Annotated in this window: 7 protein-coding genes; all 7 read right to left on the reverse strand. The window is 45.7% G+C overall.

The window, feature by feature from the left end; translation table 11 throughout:
* Positions 1–21: 21 nt before the first annotated feature.
* Positions 22–420 (reverse strand): BlaI/MecI/CopY family transcriptional regulator, encoded by a 399-nt coding sequence (locus CPIN_RS25680; RefSeq protein ID WP_012792781.1) that lies wholly within the window; start codon positions 418–420, stop codon positions 22–24.
* A gap of 118 nt (positions 421–538) precedes the next feature.
* A complete protein-coding gene (locus CPIN_RS25685) occupies positions 539–1,279 on the reverse strand; it encodes a hypothetical protein (RefSeq protein WP_012792782.1) in 741 nt (246 codons plus the stop codon).
* A 12-nt stretch (positions 1,280–1,291) separates the two neighbouring features.
* Complete coding sequence (locus CPIN_RS25690) at positions 1,292–2,458, reverse strand: hypothetical protein (RefSeq protein WP_012792783.1); 1,167 nt, start codon at positions 2,456–2,458, stop codon at positions 1,292–1,294.
* A gap of 23 nt (positions 2,459–2,481) precedes the next feature.
* Positions 2,482–3,366: a glycosyltransferase gene (locus CPIN_RS25695; protein ID WP_012792784.1), complete on the reverse strand. Its 885-nt coding sequence runs from the start codon at positions 3,364–3,366 to the stop codon at positions 2,482–2,484.
* A gap of 11 nt (positions 3,367–3,377) precedes the next feature.
* Positions 3,378–4,232, reverse strand: coding sequence for a phytanoyl-CoA dioxygenase family protein (locus CPIN_RS25700; RefSeq protein ID WP_012792785.1), 855 nt, complete (start codon positions 4,230–4,232; stop codon positions 3,378–3,380).
* Between the two features lie 15 nt (positions 4,233–4,247).
* Positions 4,248–5,426, reverse strand: a complete 1,179-nt coding sequence (locus CPIN_RS25705) for a glycosyltransferase family 2 protein (protein ID WP_012792786.1) — start codon at positions 5,424–5,426, stop codon at positions 4,248–4,250.
* Between the two features lie 11 nt (positions 5,427–5,437).
* The gene (locus CPIN_RS25710; RefSeq protein ID WP_012792787.1) at positions 5,438–22,654 is read right to left on the reverse strand and encodes a non-ribosomal peptide synthetase; all 17,217 of its coding nucleotides are present in this window, start codon (positions 22,652–22,654) and stop codon (positions 5,438–5,440) included.
* Between the last annotated feature and the right edge of the window lie 28 nt (positions 22,655–22,682).

Consider the following 22,682-nt stretch of genomic DNA (forward strand, 5'->3'; position numbering starts at 1 on the left):
AATATTTTGCAACAATGCAGTTTATTTATTCGCTTCTTTATTCAGTAAGTCGCGTATGGCACTTAATTCGTCTTCAGACGCTTTTTTATGTCCGAGTAAATTCATCATCAGTTTGGAAGCAGATCCATTAAACATGGAGTTTACGAAACGCTCCAGTAAAAAACTTTTAGTCTTTTGTTCTTCCTCTACCGGCATATATATATGCTTCATCTGACTTTCATCTCTGGTCAGCATATTTTTTTCCACCATGATCTGCATCAACTTCAGTGTCGAAGTATACTGCACTGAGCGCTTTTCTTCGTTGAGCTTATCATTTACTAACCGCACAGTGGATGGCCCATATTGCCAGAGCACCTGCAATATCTCCAGCTCCGCCTTTGTCGGCTCAATGAATGCATCTGTATTCCTGTCAGACTTCATGAATCAAATATATGAAAACTTTCGTACGAAAAAAAACCTAACCTTTCAAAAAGGATAATATAAAAAATAAAAAACACGTTTATAATAAACAAAACCAGTTAAATACGATAAATCAATGCTAATTAGCCGGCTGTTTTCTCTTTCCTTTTCTGATGATCTCGAGTTCTCTTTCCGTAGACAGCGACGTTGCCATTTGCCCGATAAAATCTAACTTACCCATCATCGGCAGAAATCTGCCAAGCCAGTCAGTAAGGACAAGATGATCCCCCAATCTGTCCCCTATAAATTCTTTTTCTATATGTGTAAAGGGAATCGCTTTTTCGGCATATTCACCCGGATTATAGTTTGTTTTCTGCACGAACTCCTTCAGCTGATCAAATAAGTAAAAAGAATCTTCACATATCACCTGCATACAGGTTTCCGGAAAATCGTAATGCCGGGAATAAAGGCAGCTCCATCCGGAGTTACGGGACGCGATAAAATTTTGCAGACGATCTGATAAAACAAAAAAATCAGATTCCAGGTGTATGATTTTTTTATATCCATATTTCCGCGCTATTTCAATTGAAAAAAGGAAGCTTCTCCACCATCCGGGGAAGTCGATATAGGATCTGCGGCCCATGCTGGTATTGAACCTGTAAACATTCACTGTGCTGGTCAGCTGATCAGGCAGTTCATTCTCCAGAATAGCTGCAAATTCTTCTCCGCCGCTTCCGCCATCATCAATGAGAAAAAGCCTGTCAGCGCCCAGTTGCGTTATGCGCGCGGAATAATAGTCAATCCATCTTTCATAACGGATAAGATGATGATGTGCGGAATTTTCATTCATACAACTCGTGCAAAAAACAAAAGATTTCATAAACAGTTCGTTTTAAGGTTGTGGAGCGAATCTGCTCCTGATAAAATCTATCAGCATCTCTGATGAATACTCTCTACAGGGCAGAAGATCTCCTGTATATTTTCTTTCTTCTTCACTTAAATCTCCCAGCAAAACGGCATCTTTATGACCGTTACGATCTTTTAAAACAAGACACTGAATAAGCGGAGACTTTCCCCACCACTGATCTGCCGTTTCATTATCTCCCTGATACACACCTGTGTAGGTAATCATTAAAGGTATTTTTTCTGCTACTGCTGAGGTCCTTGAAAAGTAATTATACATACCGGATGCACAATGCAGAAGTCCCGTACAGGGTCCTAAAATGAGCGAGGTGCGGTCAGCGCTGAGGATACACAAATCTTTTCTCAATCCCAGTCCGGTTGAAAATATCATTTTACTGAACTGTTCCTTTGTTAACCATTCCTGATAAAATTCTGCCTTGCCGACACTTCCTTCATCAAAGACCAGCACTTTCGTTTTATGAAGACTTAACAGATAGACCAATACGTCGAAATAGACGTCTGTTCTCAATAGTTTCTCCTTTTTGGATGCAGTGTCCACGACAACGACGAGGCGTTCATCCTTATCCAGCCCCTTACCCGACAACCATTGATTCCCCCATGTTCTCTCCTCCTGAGAAAGATAAATTTCATATGGACGATTGACCATAACGCTGGCGGCATATTCCACCATTTTCTTATTCACAGGGAATGCTGTCCTCAAATCATCTGTTACCCGTAAAATATAGGCAGTAATGGAAAAAACGGCCAGATCAAGCAGTCCACCCGAAATAAGGGGGCCGTATTTTTCCTGTAAAAAGTGCATAAAGGCGACTTCATCATAAGTTGCGCACAGCACGACATCTATTTCAGAAAAGTCAATTTCCTCCCAGGTTAAGTTATAAAGATGATCTACATGCGGATTATTCTTCAACAGATTTTTATATAATTCCAGGTATTTACTGTTAAGACAGTTAATACTGATCGAGGCATTGGCAAAAAACTGCCTGCATATTTTCAGCTGATCAAACTTAAGGCAGGTATCCCCTATGAAAAACTCCTGTTCTTCATAAAGAATGAGCACGTTTCTCACCTCTTCAATACGCAGGTCTTCATTGTACCTGCAGATCTGGCTGAAAGTGTCTACTACATTTTCCATGCTACAGATGATTTACCGGGTATCTATATTCTGTTAATCTCATAGAGGAATTTTTCCCGGAAGCTCCTGTCGGCTTCCAGAAAAGAATATCTGTTCCGTGCGCCTATTTCCGGAAGATCTTCCCTTTGCGACAATTTATTTAATACTTCGATGATGGAAGACGGCTTCACCGATACTGATGCGCCCAGTCTGTCACAAAAACCACTTGCCTGGTGTATAGGCACCAGAAAATCCGTGGCTATTTCATTCATCGGAGGAAAATCGGTGCTGACTACCACTGCCCCGCAGGACCTGGCTTCATTGATACAATGCCCGAAACCCTCTGCCTGAGAGGGATAAATATGAATCAGGCATTCATTTCTCAGTCTGTTATATTCCTGCTCCGGTAATAACTTTTCATACATGATAACATTATCTCCGCTGGAAGCATACTTTTCGCTTATCAGGTGGATCTTAGGCAGTTTGCTGGTCTCCCAGGCTGACACGACAAACTGTGTTCCTTTGGCCTGAGACTTTCCCTGGGAATGAAAATATTCCGGTTTCTTCTCACACTCGATGTAACAGTCAAGAGAGGTAAAGCCTGTATAAGTCACATTGCTGTGGTAAGCACTGAAGATTTTCTGTGCATAAAATGTCTTACAGAAAATAACATCAAACCGGTGCATGAATGGTAACCATCTTTTATAGAACCATTCCTGGTTAGGAATAAGAATATTCTTCCTTCCAAAATATCTCTTATCGACAATCTCAGTGAAGATAGAGATATCATTATCCTTGTGAAGCGGGACATATTCGTCAATGCTTCTGAAATCCGTTCTTATACTATTCCGGGTCAACAGGTCGACCAGTAGCTTCTTATCTTTTTCAAGTCCTACTCCATTTTCTCTACCTACTATCGTTACGTGCATATTTTTGTTTTTTATTTTGAGGCATATTTATTCAGTATAATATCATCTTCTGTTGCAGCGACAGGTATGAACGAGCGGCTGGCTATAAAAGACGGACGGGGAGAAGCCATGTCAGGCAGGGTGTTGTTCATACTGTTATAGGTAATGAGGAAAGTATGCCGGTCCCAGGGCGAAAGATTATTGGCGGAAGCGTGGAAGATATTACCGTGGAAGAACAATACAGATCCTGCACGCCCTTTTACTGATGTGATACCCTTATTTACCGCCCATTTGAGTATTGTTTTCTTTTCCAGTGTATATTTAAGATCTGTGGTCAGGGCCGACATATAGGAGGTACTTTTACGATATTCTCTGAACCATTTATCTGTATCGCCCGCAATGTCCACTTCTTCATCTACTTCAATTGTACCCGCATCATGTGATCCGGGGATGACGAGCAGGGGTGCATTAAATTCTGTTACATCGTTCAGGAAGATCATCGCAGTAAGTACATCCGGTGCAGGCATACCATCATCACGCTTCCAGAATGTGTAATCCTGGTGCCATTCCCACCAATCGCCTACCATCGCAGACTTCGTATTTAATTTTGTCTGATGTACATATACCGGTCCGCCGATCAGCTGTTCGGAAGGTTCCACCAGTCGCCTGAGCGATAACACATCTTTAAACATGGAACTAAAGTTTTCAGGAGCAAAGAAGGACCGGACCATTCCATTCTTTTCCAGTATTCTGTTAGGGCAATCGTTCAGGATGACACTGAACATTTCTTCCAGCATCAGATTTGTTTCGCTCCCTGTAAAAACATTCTCCAGCAAAAGGAAACCGTCCTGTGCGTATTGATCAATTTGTGCTTGTTCGATTCTCATAACGTAAAGGATCATTTAGTTAGGGTATATGGTATTACCTGACTCCAGTTTACGGGCATTGCGTGCGATGCGGCTGGCAGTCTGTTTTCTGGAAAATTCTCTTACAGCACCCATCCACGCCAGATATTCCACTGACATTTTCACAAAAGGGAATGTCAGTATGGAAAATAACTTTCCCCTTTCCAGCCCGGATACTTCTTCCGGACCGAGAAACAGCAGGTTAATACACCAGGCGATGGTGATCAGATAGATACCGATTGCCGAAATCAGGAAAAACTGGAAACTAATGAGACTTGTCATGACTATCAGGGGTAAGACAGACAACAGGAATAATGTAATGACAATATCCAGTAAAGTCCTGACACCCACTCTTGTAAACTTGGATATCTGACTGAAATAATACTTACGTTCTTTCGCAAAAGTTTCAAGATAACCCAGGTTCCACCTGACGCGTTGCTTAATCAGTGACCTGAATGACAAGGGAGGTCTGGTAAGTGTGAGTATACTTTCTTTGTAGATCGTTTTGTAACCCAGCTTCATGCCTATCAGCGTGGCCTCGCGGTCTTCGCCGCTTCTGAAACCACTATGTTCCTGATAGATCGCAATAAGAACCTCCCTTTTATAACAGGAACCGGCACCCGGCATGACAGGAACGCTTTGTTCTTTGTGATGGAATTTATACAATGTCCGTATCAGTGAATATTCCAGCTGCTGAAATCTGAATATTCTGCCGGCGCCCTCGTAGGGCAGCATCCTGAAATAACAGCCCATCAGCGAGTCATCTTCCCGCAGTGAGACTGAAATATCTTCCATATCCTTGATGCCGACGATATCGGTATCAAAGTCCGAAAGAATGATGAATTCATGGCTGATGGACAAGATTGTCAGAAAAAGAGCACCCACTTTATTCGCATTAGGGGTAATAGATGCTACATATAATCCACCCGGATGACCGGCGAGAAAAGTCTTCATCTTTTCCAGGCTGTCGTCCGTAGAACCATCATCTATTATAATCACATCTACGTCTTCCTTTAACGCGGCCGCAACATTGTTGAAGTATGATAAGCGATCCATCATCTCACAATGGGAGCTTTCATTATAAACCGGGATCAGGAGCGCACTTTTTTTGCCGGCAGCCGGGGCGGAGCTGATCCATTCTAACCTTACCGAACGCTGTCTTAATGAGTTTAACATGGTTTAATTAATTACGACTGTGGAGAATTAACATACAGATCATTGGCTATTTTGCTTATAAAAGCGATGTATTCATTTCCTAAAGTTGTTATTACCGTATCGTCATACAAACTGGTGTCATATTGTATATCCAGCTCAAGTTTGTCGGAAAATCTATAAAACTGCAGTTGTATATCAAAGGGAAAGATGAAGTCAAGCTCCTTTCTCCTTGGTCCAGGCTTTAATACCTGCTGTATTTCTTTTAGTTCCGCTGCTGGCAGATAATTACCTGTCAGATCTGCATACTGCATATTCAGCTGCCAGAATTTTGTTCCGGTAGTCGTAGCCGGCACGACCATCTCTGTCAATACCTCCATCAGGCTACAGGCCCTGTAATGTCTCACATCGTCATTCGCCTGCTGTACTTTCTTTACAATATCAGGGAAAAGGTCCTCCTTATTGAAAACGCTGCGTATCAACTGACTTTTCGCATAGCTGCCGATCTGATCTTCTGTGCCTATATAATCCCTACCGAAAACATCCGTACCAATAATGATATCACTCACACCTGTCTTGAGGGATATGAGATATTTAAACGCTGCCTGTAACAATACGAATGTACTTACCGACAATAGCTTTGAACAGCTGCTGATCTGATCTGTCAGTGCGTTATCAAAAGAGAAGCGCAGTACCTCCGCGACTTTTTGACGCATGGGGCTTTCTCCTGAAATTTTCCTGCCGGGAAGTATAATGCGTGCGGGCAACGATTGATACAGTGACTGCCAATATTGACGATGTGCCTTATAGTGTTTTTGCACATAGCTATATTCATGCGCCAGGAATTCTTTAAACTGATATCGCTGTGCCGGTCTGTCTGGCTCCCTGCCCTCAGCGAATGCCTGATAGGCAGCATAAAGATCACTTATCAGCACCTCATTGGACCATACATCGTAGATCACATGATGCACTTTGAGCGATATAATATGTTCATGCTCTGCTGTCCGGCTGACCCGGAACAGGACCAATGGCCCTTCATGAAAGATAAAACTGTGGCTGAAACAGGTAATAAAATCAGTTATTTCTTCATCCCGTGGCAATCCTCTGAAGTCACGGAATTCAGGTTCAAAAATTGCCGCATCACGGTCTTCCACCCGCATCATATATCTGCCATCAATCTGGTGGAAAGTAGCGCGCAGACTTTCATGGCGGGAAATGAGGTAATAGACCGATTTCCTGAAAGCGTCTCCGTCGAAGTCGCCACTGATTACAAAAGCGCTGAAAATGGTACCGTGGTAGAAATCAACCGATTTATATACGCTATCGATATTGTCATTGATCCAGTACTCCTGCGTAAAGGTTATCGGATAGTAGTCGGCGTTCCTGTATCTGACAATATCCTTCTTATTCACTTTGCCAGGCATGTTATTATCTCCTGCTTCAACCTCGGCGATCCTCGCCGCGAATGATTGAATGGTCGGATGCAGGAAAAAGTCCTTCATATCCAATAACACATTGAATTTTTTGTGTACTGCGCTGATAAGACGCATGGCTTTCAGACTATGTCCACCGAGTTCAAAAAAGTTATCGGTCGTACTGTTTATTTTCACATGCAGTAAATCTTCCCATATTGACAACAACGTTGCTTCTGTTTCATTTACAGGCGCGAGGTTAGCGACAATATCCATTGAATTTACAGACATGTCGGCCAATGCTTGTTTATCCAGTTTACCACTTACCGTAAGTGGTAAGTCAGTTAGTCTGGTCAGGCGGACAGGTATCATATAGGCCGGCAGTCTGAGTTTGAGGAAAGAGATAATGTCCTGCTGCTCTATTGGCTGAGTACTTACAATGTAGGCGTGCAGAAGTTTATCGCCCTCTTCAACCTCCAGGGCAATTATCCTTGCCTGTTCTATCCCCGGCATTTCCAGCAATACACTTTCAATCTCGCCTGGTTCTATCCGGAAACCTCTTACTTTGATCTGTTCATCGGACCTTCCCAGCATTTCGACATTACCATCATATAACCAGCGCCCTATATCTCCTGTCCTGTATATCCTTCCTCCATCAACTGTACTGAACGGATTTTTGATAAACTTTTCTCTGGTCAGCTCCGGCCTGTTCAGATAACCACGGGCAACCTGCGCACCTCCGATATATATTTCACCGGCTATACCCAGCGGCACTGGCCGGAGATGTTTATCGAGAATATAGATCTGAACATTATCCAATGGTTTACCTATTGTGATATGACCATTGCTGTGAACAGGCGATGCGGATAAGGTGGCTGCAACGGTATTTTCAGTGGGACCGTATGCATTTATCAGGCGTATTCCCTTTTGTTGTACTATATATGCCTGTTGCCTGCTTAGCATTTCACCCGCAGACACCACTGTTTCAAGGCTCAGTGTTCTGTCCGTAATGCTGGATTGATAACTCGGTGGGATCGTCAGCATATTAACCTTGTTCTCTTCCAACACTTCACACAACTTTGCCGGATTGACAAGCAATTCTGCCGGTCCCAGAATCAGCCGTCCACCGTTCATGAGCGTGCAAAATATCTCATAACAGGATGCATCAAATCCGATAGAAGCAAACTGAAAGGCGATCGTTCGCTGCCCGATACCTAACAGTGAAGCCTGGTTATGTACAAGATTCACTACTCCCCTATGTTCTATCAGCACACCTTTAGGCAATCCTGTCGAGCCGGAAGTATAAATCACATATGCCAGGTGATGGGGACGAAGTGAGATTTCCGGAGGCGTAACAGGAAATCCGGCCAGCATAGCATTGGCATTATCAGATGATACCGTATGAAGAATCCCCGCATTTTTCAACAACTCACTGCCGGCAGCATCAGTAATGGCGACATTACTCTGGATATCAGTCAACATATTCATAATCCTTCTGGCAGGATAGGCTGTATCGATCGGTACATATGCAGCACCCGCCTTAAGTATCCCCAGAATCCCTACTATCATATCTATCGAACGCCTGATATACACCGGTACAAGCGTATCCTCCTTCACCCCGAGTGTTCTCAGATAATGCGCCAGGCGATTACTACGTATATCGAGCTCCTGATAACTCAATTGCTCGTTTCCAAACACCAATGCGATATTGTCAGGAATCGCAGCCACCTGTTCTTCAAACAGTTCAACCAATGTCTTATCTGGATACACGGCTGTTTGCGCATTAAACGTCTTCAGTAATTGCTTTTCCTCTTCTTCGCCGGCCATCTTTAATAAGCTCAGCGGAGTTGTTGTATCATCCAGCACAGACGACATCAATTGCTCAAAATGCTGCAACAAACGATCTATTGTGTCTTCATGATACAAATCTGTACAGTAAACTGCATTTAGCTGCAATGCATCCTGCTGTTGAGTAATATGCATCGTCAGATCAAATTGAGAGGTGATCTGACTGGTGTTTTCTTCTGTGACTCTGCCTTCTCCAAGTGACAGATCTTCTGATGCCGGTGTATTCAGGAGCACAAGCATTACCTGGAATACCGGTGTACGGCTCAGGTCACGGGGTATACCCAACGCCTCCACCACTTTCTCAAAAGGAACATCCTGGTGCGCAAAAGCATTCAGTGTATTTTCCTTCACGCTTTGCAGGAAACTGGTAAAAGACGGATCACCGGCAAGATCACTGCGCAGCACCAGGGTATTGACAAAAAATCCGATCAGACCTTCTGTTTCCTGCTGATGACGGCCAGCAACAGGCGTCCCTATGCAAAGGTCTGTCTGACCACTATAGCGATATAGCAATACTTTAAATATGGCCTCCAGCAACATAAACAACGTCACTCCTTCCTGATGGCATAAGGCTTCCAGCCGACTGGTCAGACTTTTGCCTATCCTTCTGCTTCTTACCCCACCACGGATACTTTGTTCGGCAGGCCTGATATAGTCGGTCGGCAATTCAAGCGCCTGGACTCCGGAGAGTCGTTCAGACCAGTAAGACAAACGATCTGATAATATTTCTCCTGAGAGATAAGCACGTTGCCATATGGCGTAATCTGCGTACTGTACACTCAACGGCGCCAGCGAAGCAACACGCCCCTCACGGATGCTATTATACAGTGTGATCAGTTCCCTGACCAATAAACTGATAGACCATCCATCAAAGGCAATATGATGTATCACTACGATGAGCACATGTGCTGCCGGTGATTGACGGACAAGACTGACGCGCAACATATAATCTGCAGAGAGATCAAAAGGATCAAGTGTGCGGGATGCTGTAAATGAAGTCAGATCGTGTCCTTCACTTATCAATTTATCCTCTTCGGCATATTCCATCTGCCAGTCCGCCGCAGATAATATTTCCTGATATCCAACACCCTCTTCTTCCCTGATCACGGTCCGCAACACCTCATGTCGCTCAAGGATAGAACGGAAAGAACTTGACAGGGCATCCTGGTCCAGCTCCCCTTCCAGGCGGAAGACCCACGGCATGTGGTATTGCAGACTGCCCTGAAGACGGTCGATGAACCATAAGCGCTCCTGTGCAAAGGATAAAGGAATACGACCAGGACGCTCCACTACCTGTAAGGTGGGCAGCGTTGGCACAGAGGACAGTGCAGACAACCGGGTAGCAAGCCCTTCTATCGTCGGGTTATCAAAGATCTCACGGATACCTACTTCACATGATAACGCTTTACGGATGGCAGATATCACCCGGATCGCCAGCAAGGAGTGACCTCCCAGTTCAAAGAAATTGTCATTTATGCCCAGACCAGATACATCCAGCAGCTCTTCCCAGATGGCTGCCAGCTGACGCTCCAGCTCTGTACGCGGTGCAATATGGCTATCGACAGTCGTTATTGCCACATCCAGCAACGATAACTGCACCCGATCTACCTTTCCGTTCCTGGTAAGCGGTAATTGCTCCAGCACGACCACATGAGCTGGTACCATATGCTCCGGCAAATGACTGCGCAGATATGATAACAGTTCCGCCTTATCCGGTGTACCTGTCACATACGCGATCAGCTGTTTATTGCCCGCCGCATCTTCATGCACCACTACCACACAGGCTGATACACCAGCACCTGCTGACAATACCACTTCTATTTCTCCCGGTTCTATGCGATAACCGCGGATCTTCACCTGGTTGTCGGAACGACCAAGGAAAGCAATTGTGCCATCTGGCAGCCAGCGCCCAAGATCTCCTGTACGATAAAGACGACTTCCGGGTAATCCACTGAACGGATCTGCTATAAATTTCTCTGCCGTCTGTTTTATATCATGATGGTAACCATCACTCACACCGGCTCCCCCTACATACAATTCTCCACGGACCCCTATACCACATAAACTACCATATTCATCCAGGATGTAAGCCGTACGGTGATCCAGCGGACGGCCTATCGGTATAGGACGGTCCGATGCTACTTCCTCTATCCGGTAGCTCAATGAAAACGTCGTATTCTCTGTTGGGCCATATCCGTTGATGATGGTCAGATCCGGATAAGCAGATCTCACTTTCGCGATGTGTATGATTGATAATTTATCCCCACCTACAAGGATTGTCTTTAATCCTTTAAATAAATCCAGGTCTGCCTCTACCAGCTGATTGAACCAGCCGGCGGTGAACCACATCATCGTTATGCTATGACGCCGGATTGCTGACTTCAGTAATATTACATCCAAAAGCACCTCTTCACTACACAATACCAATCGTCCGCCATTCAGCAGCATGCCCCAGTATTCGAATGTAGACGCGTCAAAGGATGGAGAACCTGTTGACAATATTGTTTCTTCTTCCGAAAGGCTTACATAACCCACATTTCTGACAAGACTTGTCACATTACGGTGTGTTACCTTCACTCCTTTTGGAACGCCGGTTGAACCGGAGGTGTACATTACATAAGCGATCGAATCGGCCCGCTGTACAACTGGCAAACCCGTCACGGCATAATCGGATTGCAGCAACGGTAATAGCTGGTCTTCCGTCAGTACGATGCGCAGCTCACTGTCTGAAAACATATAGGCACGACGTTCTTCCGGATAGGATGGGTCTACCGGCACATAAACGCCGCCCGCCTTCACGATGCCCAGCATACCTATGATCAGCAAGGCACTTCGCTCCATGCTCAGACCCACCGCCTCACCAGACTGTACACCCTGTGATAACAGATAATGTCCGACCTGGTTACTACGTTCGTCCAGTTCCCGATAACTCATCCGCTCTTCTTCAAATTCAAGGGCTATCGCATCCGGATGCGCACATACCTGTGCCGAAAACAGGGTTATTAATGTCTCCTCAGCGTCGTATGAAGCGCTCCGGTCATTAAAGGTATCCAACAGCAACACTGATTCCTCCTCACCCAGCATATTCAACTGCGCTACCGGTGTGGTAATATCTGACAATACAGCTTCCAGTAACTCCTCATAATGATGCAGCAAACCATGCATCGTCTCCGCACGGTAAAGATCACTTTTATAAACAAGGCTCAGGTGAAGGCCATAGGACGATTCTGTTACATTCAGCATCAGCTCAAATTCTGAGGTAATGTTACCTGTAGATAGTCCATGTAATTGCAGATCACCCAGGTCCAGCGCACCACTTTCAGGTGCATTCTGTAACACCAGTACAGCCTGAAATAAAGCATTCCGGCTTCGGTCACGGGACAGGCCCAGCACTTCTACTACCTTTTCAAATGGTACGTCCTGATGTGCATAGGCTGCCAGGGTGGTTTCCTTTACCTGCTGAAGGAAACTCACAAATGAAGGATTCCCTTCCAGATCACTACGCAGGGCTAACATGTTAACAAAAAAGCCGATCAGGCCTTCTACTTCCTGCTGATGACGACCTGCAATAGAGCTGCCTACACAGATGTCGGTCTGACCACTGTAACGGTATAACAATACCTTAAACACGCCCTGTAATAACATAAACAGGGTTACGCCCTCCCGCTGGCACAACGCATCCAGCCGGTCAGCCTGTAAACGGCTGATCGTTTTAGATACCATTCCGCCACGAATGCTCTGTTCCGCAGGGCGTACATAGTCCGTCGGCAGTTCCAGCACAGGTACGCCGGCAAGATGTGTCGCCCAGTAAGAAAGACGGTCCGATAAGGTATCACCTGACAACCAGGATCGCTGCCAGATGGCATAATCTGCATATTGCACAGGTAAAACCGGTAATACGGGTTGCGCTCCTTCCCGGATACTGCGGTAAAGCTCTACCAGTTCTCCTACCAGCAGACCAATTGACCATCCGTCAAAAGCAATATGGTGTAATAATATGATTAGTACGTGTGATGTCGGTGACTGATGGACCAGCGTAACACGCAGCATATAATCCGAAGAAAGGTCGAATGAATGAAGAACTCGCGATTGTATTAATGCGGATATGGAAGATGGATCTGCTGATATGGTATATTCCATCTGCCAGTTAGCCGCAGATAATATTTCCTGATATCCAACACCCTCTTCTTCCCTGATCACGGTCCGCAACACCTCATGTCGCTCAAGGATAGAACGGAAAGAACTTGACAGGGCATCCCGGTCCAGCTCCCCTTCCAGGCGGAAGACCCACGGCATGTGGTATTGCAGACTGCCCTGAAGACGGTCGATGAACCATAAGCGCTCCTGTGCAAAGGATAAAGGAATACGACCAGGACGCTCCACTACCTGTAAGGCGGGCAGCGTTGGCACAGAGGACAGTGCAGACAACCGGGTAGCAAGCCCTTCTATCGTCGGGTTATCAAAGATCTCACGGATACCTACTTCACATGATAACGCTTTACGGATGGCAGATATCACCCGGATCGCCAGCAAGGAGTGACCTCCCAGTTCAAAGAAATTGTCATTTATGCCCAGACCAGATACATCCAGCAGCTCTTCCCAGATGGCTGCCAGCTGACGCTCCAACTCTGTACGCGGTGCAATATGACTATCACCAGTCGTTATTGCCACATCCAGCAACGATAACTGCACCCGATCTACCTTTCCGTTCCTGGTCAGCGGTAATTGCTCCAGCACGACCACATGAGCCGGTACCATATGCTCCGGCAAATGACTGCGCAGATATGATAACAGTTCCGCCTTATCCGGTGTACCTGTCACATACGCGATCAGCTGTTTATTGCCCGCCGCATCTTCATGCACCACTACCACACAGGCTGATACACCAGCACCTGCTGACAATACCACTTCTATTTCTCCCGGTTCTATGCGATAACCGCGGATCTTCACCTGGTTGTCGGAACGACCAAGAAAAGCAATTGTGCCATCTGGCAGCCAGCGCCCAAGATCTCCTGTACGATAAAGACGACTTCCGGGTAATCCACTGAACGGATCTGCTATAAATTTCTCTGCCGTCTGTTTTATATCATGATGGTAACCATCACTCACACCGGCTCCCCCTACATACAATTCTCCACGGACCCCTATACCACATAAACTACCATATTCATCCAGGATGTAAGCCGTACGGTGATCCAGCGGACGGCCTATCGGTATAGGACGGTCCGATGCTACTTCCTCTATCCGGTAGCTCAATGAAAACGTCGTATTCTCTGTTGGGCCATATCCGTTGATGATGGTCAGATCCGGATAAGCAGATCTCACTTTCGCGATGTGTATGATTGATAATTTATCCCCACCTACAAGGATTGTCTTTAATCCTTTAAATAAATCCAAGTCTGCCTCTACCAGCTGATTGAACCAGCCGGCGGTGAACCACATCATCGTTATGCTATGACGCCGGATTGCTGACTTCAGTAATATTACATCCAAAAGCACCTCTTCACTACACAATACCAATCGTCCGCCATTCAGCAGCATGCCCCAGTATTCGAATGTAGACGCGTCAAAGGATGGAGAACCTGTTGACAATATTGTTTCTTCTTCCGAAAGGCTTACATAACCCACATTTCTGACAAGACTTGTCACATTACGGTGTGTTACCTTCACTCCTTTTGGAACGCCGGTTGAACCGGAGGTGTACATTACATAAGCGATCGAATCGGCCCGCTGTACAACTGGCAAACCCGTCACGGCATAATCGGACTGCAGCAACGGTAATAGCTGGTCTTCCGTCAGTACGATGCGCAGCTCACTGTCTGAAAACATATAGGCACGACGTTCTTCCGGATAGGATGGGTCTACCGGCACATAAACGCCGCCCGCCTTCACGATGCCCAGCATACCTATGATCAGCAAGGCACTTCGCTCCATGCTCAGACCCACCGCCTCACCAGACTGTACACCCTGTGATAACAGATAATGTCCGACCTGGTTACTACGTTCGTCCAGTTCCCGATAACTCATCCGCTCTTCTTCAAATTCAAGGGCTATTGCATCCGGATGCGCACATACCTGTGCCGAAAACAGGGTTATTAATGTCTCCTCAGCGTCGTATGAAGCGCTCCGGTCATTAAAGGTATCCAACAGCAACACTGATTCCTCCTCACCCAGCATATTCAACTGCGCTACCGGTGTGGTAATATCTGACAATACAGCTTCCAGTAACTCCTCATAATGATGCAGCAAACCATGCATCGTCTCCGCACGGTAAAGATCACTTTTATAAACAAGGCTCAGGTGAAGGCCATAGGATGATTCTGTTACATTCAGCATTAGCTCAAATTCTGAGGTAATGTTACCTGTAGATAGTCCATGTAATTGCAGATCACCCAGGTCCAGCGCACCACTTTCAGGTGCATTCTGTAACACCAGTACGGCCTGGAATAAAGCATTCCGGCTTCGGTCACGGGACAGGCCCAGCACTTCTACTACCTTTTCAAATGGTACGTCCTGATGTGCATAGGCTGCCAGGGTGGTTTCCTTTACCTGCTGAAGGAAACTCACAAATGAAGGATTCCCTTCCAGATCACTACGCAGGGCTAACATGTTAACAAAAAAGCCGATCAGGCCTTCTACTTCCTGCTGATGACGACCTGCAATAGAGCTGCCTACACAGATGTCGGTCTGACCACTGTAACGGTATAACAATACCTTAAACACGCCCTGTAATAACATAAACAGGGTTACGCCCTCCCGCTGGCACAACGCATCCAGCCGGTCAGCCTGTAAACGGCTGATCGTTTTAGATACCATTCCGCCACGAATGCTCTGTTCCGCAGGGCGTACATAGTCCGTCGGCAGTTCCAGCACAGGTACGCCGGCAAGATGTGTCGCCCAGTAAGAAAGACGGTCCGATAAGGTATCACCTGACAACCAGGATCGCTGCCAGATGGCATAATCCGCATATTGCACAGGTAAAACCGGTAATACGGGTTGCGCTCCTTCCCGGATACTGCGGTAAAGCTCTACCAGTTCTCCTACCAGCAGACCGATTGACCATCCGTCAAAAGCAATATGGTGTAATAATATGATTAGTACGTGTGATGTCGGTGACTGATGGACCAGCGTAACACGCAGCATATAATCTGAAGAAAGGTCGAATGGATGTAGTGTCTGTGACGCGATAAAGGAAGAGAGATCCTCCCCTCCCACGAGCAATGCCGTTTCCTCTTCATATCGGAGACACCAGCCGGAGACAGGCAACAATTCCTGAAATCCAACACCTTCTTCTTCTCTGATCACTGTCCGCAACACCTCATGTCGCTGAAGAATTGCCCGGAAGGATGCTTCCAATGCATCTTTATCCAGTTCTCCTTCCAGGCGGAAAGCCGAAGGCATGTGATACTGTAGACTACCTTGCAGCCGATCAATAAACCATAAACGCTCCTGTGAGAAAGATAAGGGAACACGGGCAGGACGTTCTGTCATTTGTAATGCAGGAAGGACAGCTGTTGAAGATAGTTTTGCCAGACTTCCGGCCAGACCTTCTATTGTCGGATTATCAAATATCTCACGGATGCCGACCTCACAGGACAGTTCCTTACGAATGGCAGATATCACACGGATGGCCAGCAATGAGTGTCCTCCTGATTCGAAAAAATTATCGTTAACACCTATACCTGATATTCCTAACAGTTCTTCCCATATAGTGGTCAGTTTTGTTTCCAGCTCATTGCGCGGAGCAACATAGGCATTCGATGTTTCCAGCTGAATGTCCAGCAAAGACAATTGCCGGCGATCCACTTTACCATTAGGCGTCAGTGGTAATTCTTCCAGCGGCACCAATACTGTCGGTACCATATAGTCCGGCAACGTATTCTTCAATGCAGTTAGCAATGCCGGCTTATCTAATTCTCCATCGGGAACGAGATACGCGATCAGTTGTTTATCACCTTCACCCGTGGCCTTTAAGATGACAGCTACCTGTTTCACACCTGTACAGGACAACATCACGTTCTCTATCTCACCCGGTTCGATACGATAACCACGGACCTTCACCTGTTCATCGGCCCGACCGATGAATTCTATCTCTCCGTCTGAACGCCAGCGACCTATATCTCCTGTCCGGTACCAAACACCTCCATCTGGGAACCTCACGTACTTAACAGATGTCAAGGCAGGATTATTAATATAGCCTAACGATACTCCTGCACCTCCAATGTATAACTCTCCCCGCACGCCAACCGGAACAGCACGACCATGATCATCCAAAATACGGATCTCCGTATTACAAAGCGGATGACCTATCGGTATATCTACTCCATCTATTTCATCTATCTCATAACAACTTGCATATACTGTCGTCTCGGTTGGACCATACACATGTAGTAACTTACCTTTTCCTAACACAGACAACGCGGACCGCACATGACCCACTGACACCTTTTCTCCCCCAAACAGCATTTTTCGTAATAAAGCCAGACCTGACACATCATAATCTACGAAGGCATTGAACAGCGCCGTTGTCAGAAAACTCACACTCACTCCTTCCTTACGGATCAGGTAAGACAGCGCACCTGCATCGGCAGCAGCTGGTTCCGCTATCAGTAATAAACGGGCACCATGTAACAAGCTACTATAGATCTCATATGTGGAGCCGTCAAACGCATAGTTAGACCACTGTAAGACACAGTCTTCCCCGTGTATAGCGATCGGACCTTTGTCATATACCAGTTTCAAGATATTACGCTGGCTCACAAGAATTCCTTTCGGATGACCGGATGTGCCTGAGGTGTACATCACATAAGCGCCCTCATCTACAGACCGCGATATCGCCGGTCGCTGAACGGGATAGTCCACGCAGTCTGCTACTTTTATCAGCTCCATCCCTGTCAGTCCTGACAAAGACAACAACTCCTCTTCGGTATACACCAGATGTGACAAACCCGCATCCTGACTGATATAATGAAGACGTGAAGGGGGATAATCAATATTCAACGGCACATATACACCACCCGCTTTTAAAATACCAAACATCCCGATGATCATATCAAAACCACGGTAGGATAACAAACCTACCTGTACACCAGGTGTGACGCCAGTTGCAATTAGTTTATGGGCCAGCTGATTACTACGCACTTCCAGTGTTTCATAGCTTAATGTCTGCTCACCATATATCAGGGCTATAGACGATGTTTTTATCGATGCCTGTCTATCAAACAGTTCCATCAAGGTCTGGTCTGAAGGATATGGCGCTTCAGTTCTATTGAAGGTTTGTAACAACATTTCTTCTTCTGCAGCGCCCAGCATATTCAATTGCGATACCGGTGTGGTAATATCTGACAATACAGCCTCCAGTAATTCCTCGTAATGATGCAGCAAACCATGCATCGTCTCTGCACGGTAAAGATCACTTTTGTATACAAGACTCAGGTGAAGACCATAAGACGATTCTGTTACATTCAGCATCAGCTCATATTCTGAGGTGATATTGCCTGTGGATAACCCATGCAACTGCAAGTCTCCCAGATCCAGCGCACCACTTTCAGGCGCATTCTGTAATATCAGCACGGCCTGGAATAAAGCATTCCGGCTTCGGTCGCGGGACAGGCCCAGCACTTCTACTACCTTTTCAAATGGTACGTCCTGATGTGCATAGGCTGCCAGGGTGGTTTCCTTTACCTGTTGAAGGAAACTGGCAAATGAAGGGTTCCCTTCCAGATCACTACGCAGGGCAAGCATGTTGACAAAAAAACCGATCAGGCCTTCTACTTCCTGCTGATGACGACCTGCAATAGAGCTACCTATACAGATGTCGGTCTGACCACTGTAACGGTATAACAATACCTTAAACACGCCCTGTAATAACATAAACAGGGTTACACCCTCCCGTTGACACAACGCATCCAGTCGGTCAGCCTGCAAACGGCTGATCGTTTTAGATACCATTCCGCCACGAATACTCTGCTCCAGGGGACGTACATAGTCCGTTGGCAATTCCAGCACGGGTACGCCGGCAAGATGTGTCGCCCAGTAAGAAAGACGGTCCGATAAGGTATCACCTGACAACCAGGATCGCTGCCAGATGGCATAATCCGCATATTGTACAGGTAAAACCGGCAATACAGGACGCCCGCCTTCCCGGATGCTGCGGTATAATTCTACGAGCTCTCCTACAAGCAAACCGATTGACCATCCGTCAAAAGCGATATGATGCAATAAGATGATTAGTACGTGTGATGTCGGTGATTGATGGACCAGCGTAACACGCAGCATATAATCCGATGAAAGGTTGAATGGGTGTTCTATCTGTGATGCAATAAAAGAAGACAGGTCACCATTTCCTGTGAGCAATGTGGATTCTTCTTCATATCGGAGATTCCAGCCAGTAGTTGGTAATAACTCCTGATAACCGACCCCTTCTTCTTCCCGGATCACTGTTCGTAATACTTCATGCCGTTTTAAAATGGACCTGAAAGAAACCTCCAGCGCATGACAATCCAGACTTCCTTCCATACGGAATACCCAGGGCATATGATATTGTTCACTCCCCTGTAGCCGGTCGATAAACCACAAACGTTCCTGTGCGAAAGACAATGGAACACGTTTCGGGCGTTCGACGGCACGTAAAACAGGTACTGAAGATGTTGACGACATACCTGCTATCCGCTCTCCCAGTGAGGCAATATCCGGATGATCAAAAATGTCTCTTATACCAATTTCACAGGCCAGTTCTTTCCGAATCGCAGATACCACGCGAATAGCTAATAAGGAATGCCCTCCAAGCTCGAAAAAATTATCATAAATACTGATATTGGACAAACCCAACAACTCACTCCATATTCTGGCCAGGACCGTCTCATTACCATTACGCGGGGCAGTATATACAGTAGTTTCATCCTTGTCTGGCTGCATCAATGCCAGTAACTTACGGTTTACCTTTCCATTAGCAGTCAATGGTAATACGTCGAGCGCAATTATTTGTCCTGGCAACATATAGGAGGGCAGAAAACCTGCAGCCTGTGACAATATTGTTTCTTTATCAAACGGCCCGGAAACTACCACATATGCGACCAGCTGCTTATTTTCTTTATCATCCTCTCTGAGCACTACCGCGGCTTCCTTTACAACTGACAGTTGACATAGTACGCTTTCAATTTCCCCAGGCTCTATGCGATAGCCCCTCAATTTGAGCTGGTCATCACATCTGCCGATAAACTCAATATTTCCATCCGGCAACCATTTTGCCAGGTCACCGGTTTTATATATCCTCTCTTCCGGCATATTATCGAAGGGATTGATAACAAATTTCTCGACTGTCAGGGGCTGCTGATTCAGATATCCCCTTGCGACCTGATCACCACCCAACCATAATTCTCCTGTAACGCCCGGTGGTACCAGGCGGCCGGAGTTGTCCACGATGTAGGCATTAATATTGGTCAGCGGCTTGCCGATTGGCAACGATGATTGAAAGAAAGGGGTTCCTTTCTTCAGATGATACATTATCGAAGTAACCGTTGTTTCTGTAGGTCCATACTCATTGTAAAAATCTGCATAGGCACTCCAGCGCCTTGCCAACTCTGCACTGCAACTATCACCTCCCGCAATAACCCGGCGTAAGCCTCCATATGAACCTGCCCTGATCGTACTCAGAAAGCCCGGAGTGGCGTGTAAATGAGTAACACGCCGGTTCAACAGAAAACGTTCAAACTTTTCACTATCCAGGCGGTCTGTCGCGGCTAAAAGGATCAACGTCGCCCCATTCAGTAAAGCAAGAAAAATCTGCTCTACCGACGCGTCAAAACTGTAATTGGAAAACTGGAGAATCTTTTCCTGTTGATCAATACCGAATTTTTTCGCCTGACCTGTAATAAGTTGTACTACAGACTGATGCGCTACCATAACTCCTTTAGGACGTCCCGTAGATCCGGAGGTATATATCACATAACACAGATCATCTGCAGAGAGGGCTACAGCAGGGCGTGAAGAAGGCATAACCGACATCAGCATATCTTGACTATCAGTATATAGTATCTCAACATCAGCGCCTGCGTTCTCTTTTATCAGTTCTTCGTAAACCGTAGAGGAAATAACTGCACGGCACTTACAATCTGCCAGTATATATTGTAGTCTATCCACAGGACAGTTATGTTCCAGTGGCACATACGCGGCTCCCGATTTTAATATACCAAGGATACTTACAATCATATCCGGAGAATTCTCCAGATATATTGCCACCATACTATCAACGCCTATTCCTTTTACCCTGAGATAGTTTGCAAGCTGGTTACTACGCTCCTCAAGCTGTTGATATGACAAGGTAGTATCTTCAAATACCAACGCCGCTGCTTCGGGATTTCTGTCCACCTGCTCTTCAAATAGTTCTACCAGCGTTCTGTGCTTATTATCATCAAAAGACCGTGCATTAAACACATGCAACAGCTGATATTTCTCCCTTTCCGTCAAGATCTGAATGTCATCTACCTTACCATGCACTTTTGTGAGTATCTGCTGCAAGACATAATCAAAATGATCACGTATCTGTAATGCATATTCACTCCTAAGCAACGCAGCATTATATTTAAAATGAATATGGATTTCATCACTGGCATTAATACCAATACTAAATGGGTAGTTATCCCGTTCGAAAGAACTGACATTTTCCACTTGCAGCGACCATTTCCTGGAAGCGACAACCTTACTGACAGGATAATTCTGATATACCAGGATATTATCAAAAAGTTCTCCTCTGATCTGTGCCCACGATTGAATATCATTTAACCCGTTGTATTGAAACGTGGTCGTGTTTAACTGTGATTGATGCAGCTGTCTTAACCATTCAGTAATAAGCTGGTCTTTCTTTAATATTGAGCGAAGTGGCAGCGTATTAATATAAAGCCCTACACGGCGTTCAATATTGTCAAGATCCGCAGGCCGGCCTGATACAATGACACCATACAAAATGTCATCTTTACCGGTATACTGATGCAGCAAATATGACCATATGCCCTGCATGATGGTATTAGGAGTGATCCTCTGCTGTTGTGCGTACTTTTCTACAACAGCGGTCATCTCCTTATCCAATTTCAGCGTAACCGATTTATATATACCACCGCCTCTATTCCTTTCAGCAGCAGCACTGATAAAGGGCAATAAGGTTCCGCTGGTGAGCCCATCCAGATAATTGCACCAGTATGTTTGTTCTGCAGCGCTATCTTTCCCGTCAATGTAACGTATGTAGTCCTCATATCTGTCTTCCTCCATCCTTACAGGCACTCCATTTACGACACTTTCATAAACTTCCAGAAACTCCTGCATCAGTACCGGGGTAGACCAGCCATCAAACAATATGTGATGAAAAGTCCATACCATCTGGTGACGGAACTCATCCAGCTTCAGTAAACTGACGCGCATCAGCGGAGGCTGTTCAAATTCAAATCCCTGATGCCGGTCTTTTATGCTGTATTCTTCTAACTGTATTTTCTGCTCGGCAGGATCAAGATCACTGAAGTCCAGTTCCTGTATCTGCATATTTACTTCTTTGTTTACGCATTGTACGGGCACGTTAAACCTGTCATAGTGAAAACTGCTCCGTAATACACTATGTCGGTTCAGCAGATACTGCCATGTCGATTTAAACGCAGGTACATTGAGACTTGTCATCTCACAGGTAAACTGATCTACATATGCTTCTGATTTTGAGTCATACAAACCATGGAAGAGCATTCCCTGTTGCAGACCACTCAGGCGGTATATTGAAGTAATATTAGGAGACCTCTTTTCACCATTGTCTGAGGACCTGGACAGGAATTCTATCAGTTCTTCTTTATGGGCTCTGATGTAACCTATAATTTCCTGATTCTGTCTTATTGATTTAATTTCTTCCGGGGTCAGCTTGTTCTTATTTCCTTTAAGGATCAGCTGATCATTCTCAATCACCAGGCGGAAATTTAGTTTGCTGAGGTTTTCTGTAAATTCTCTTACTTGCATCTTGGTAATTTTAGCATTTATGTGAGGT

It is taken from the genome of Chitinophaga pinensis DSM 2588, assembly GCF_000024005.1.
Taxonomy (GTDB): Bacteria; Bacteroidota; Bacteroidia; order Chitinophagales; family Chitinophagaceae; genus Chitinophaga; species Chitinophaga pinensis.

Bases quoted from the DNA above. Each gene is read 5' to 3' on its own strand.
- CPIN_RS25690 (WP_012792783.1), bottom strand. From the start codon at position 2,458: ATGGAAAATGTAGTAGACACTTTCAGCCAGATCTGCAGGTACAATGAA.
- CPIN_RS25680 (WP_012792781.1), bottom strand. From the start codon at position 420: ATGAAGTCTGACAGGAATACAGATGCATTCATTGAGCCGACAAAGGCG.
- CPIN_RS25710 (WP_012792787.1), bottom strand. From the start codon at position 22,654: ATGCAAGTAAGAGAATTTACAGAAAACCTCAGCAAACTAAATTTCCGC.
- CPIN_RS25705 (WP_012792786.1), bottom strand. From the start codon at position 5,426: ATGTTAAACTCATTAAGACAGCGTTCGGTAAGGTTAGAATGGATCAGC.
- CPIN_RS25685 (WP_012792782.1), bottom strand. From the start codon at position 1,279: ATGAAATCTTTTGTTTTTTGCACGAGTTGTATGAATGAAAATTCCGCA.
- CPIN_RS25700 (WP_012792785.1), bottom strand. From the start codon at position 4,232: ATGAGAATCGAACAAGCACAAATTGATCAATACGCACAGGACGGTTTC.
- CPIN_RS25695 (WP_012792784.1), bottom strand. From the start codon at position 3,366: ATGCACGTAACGATAGTAGGTAGAGAAAATGGAGTAGGACTTGAAAAA.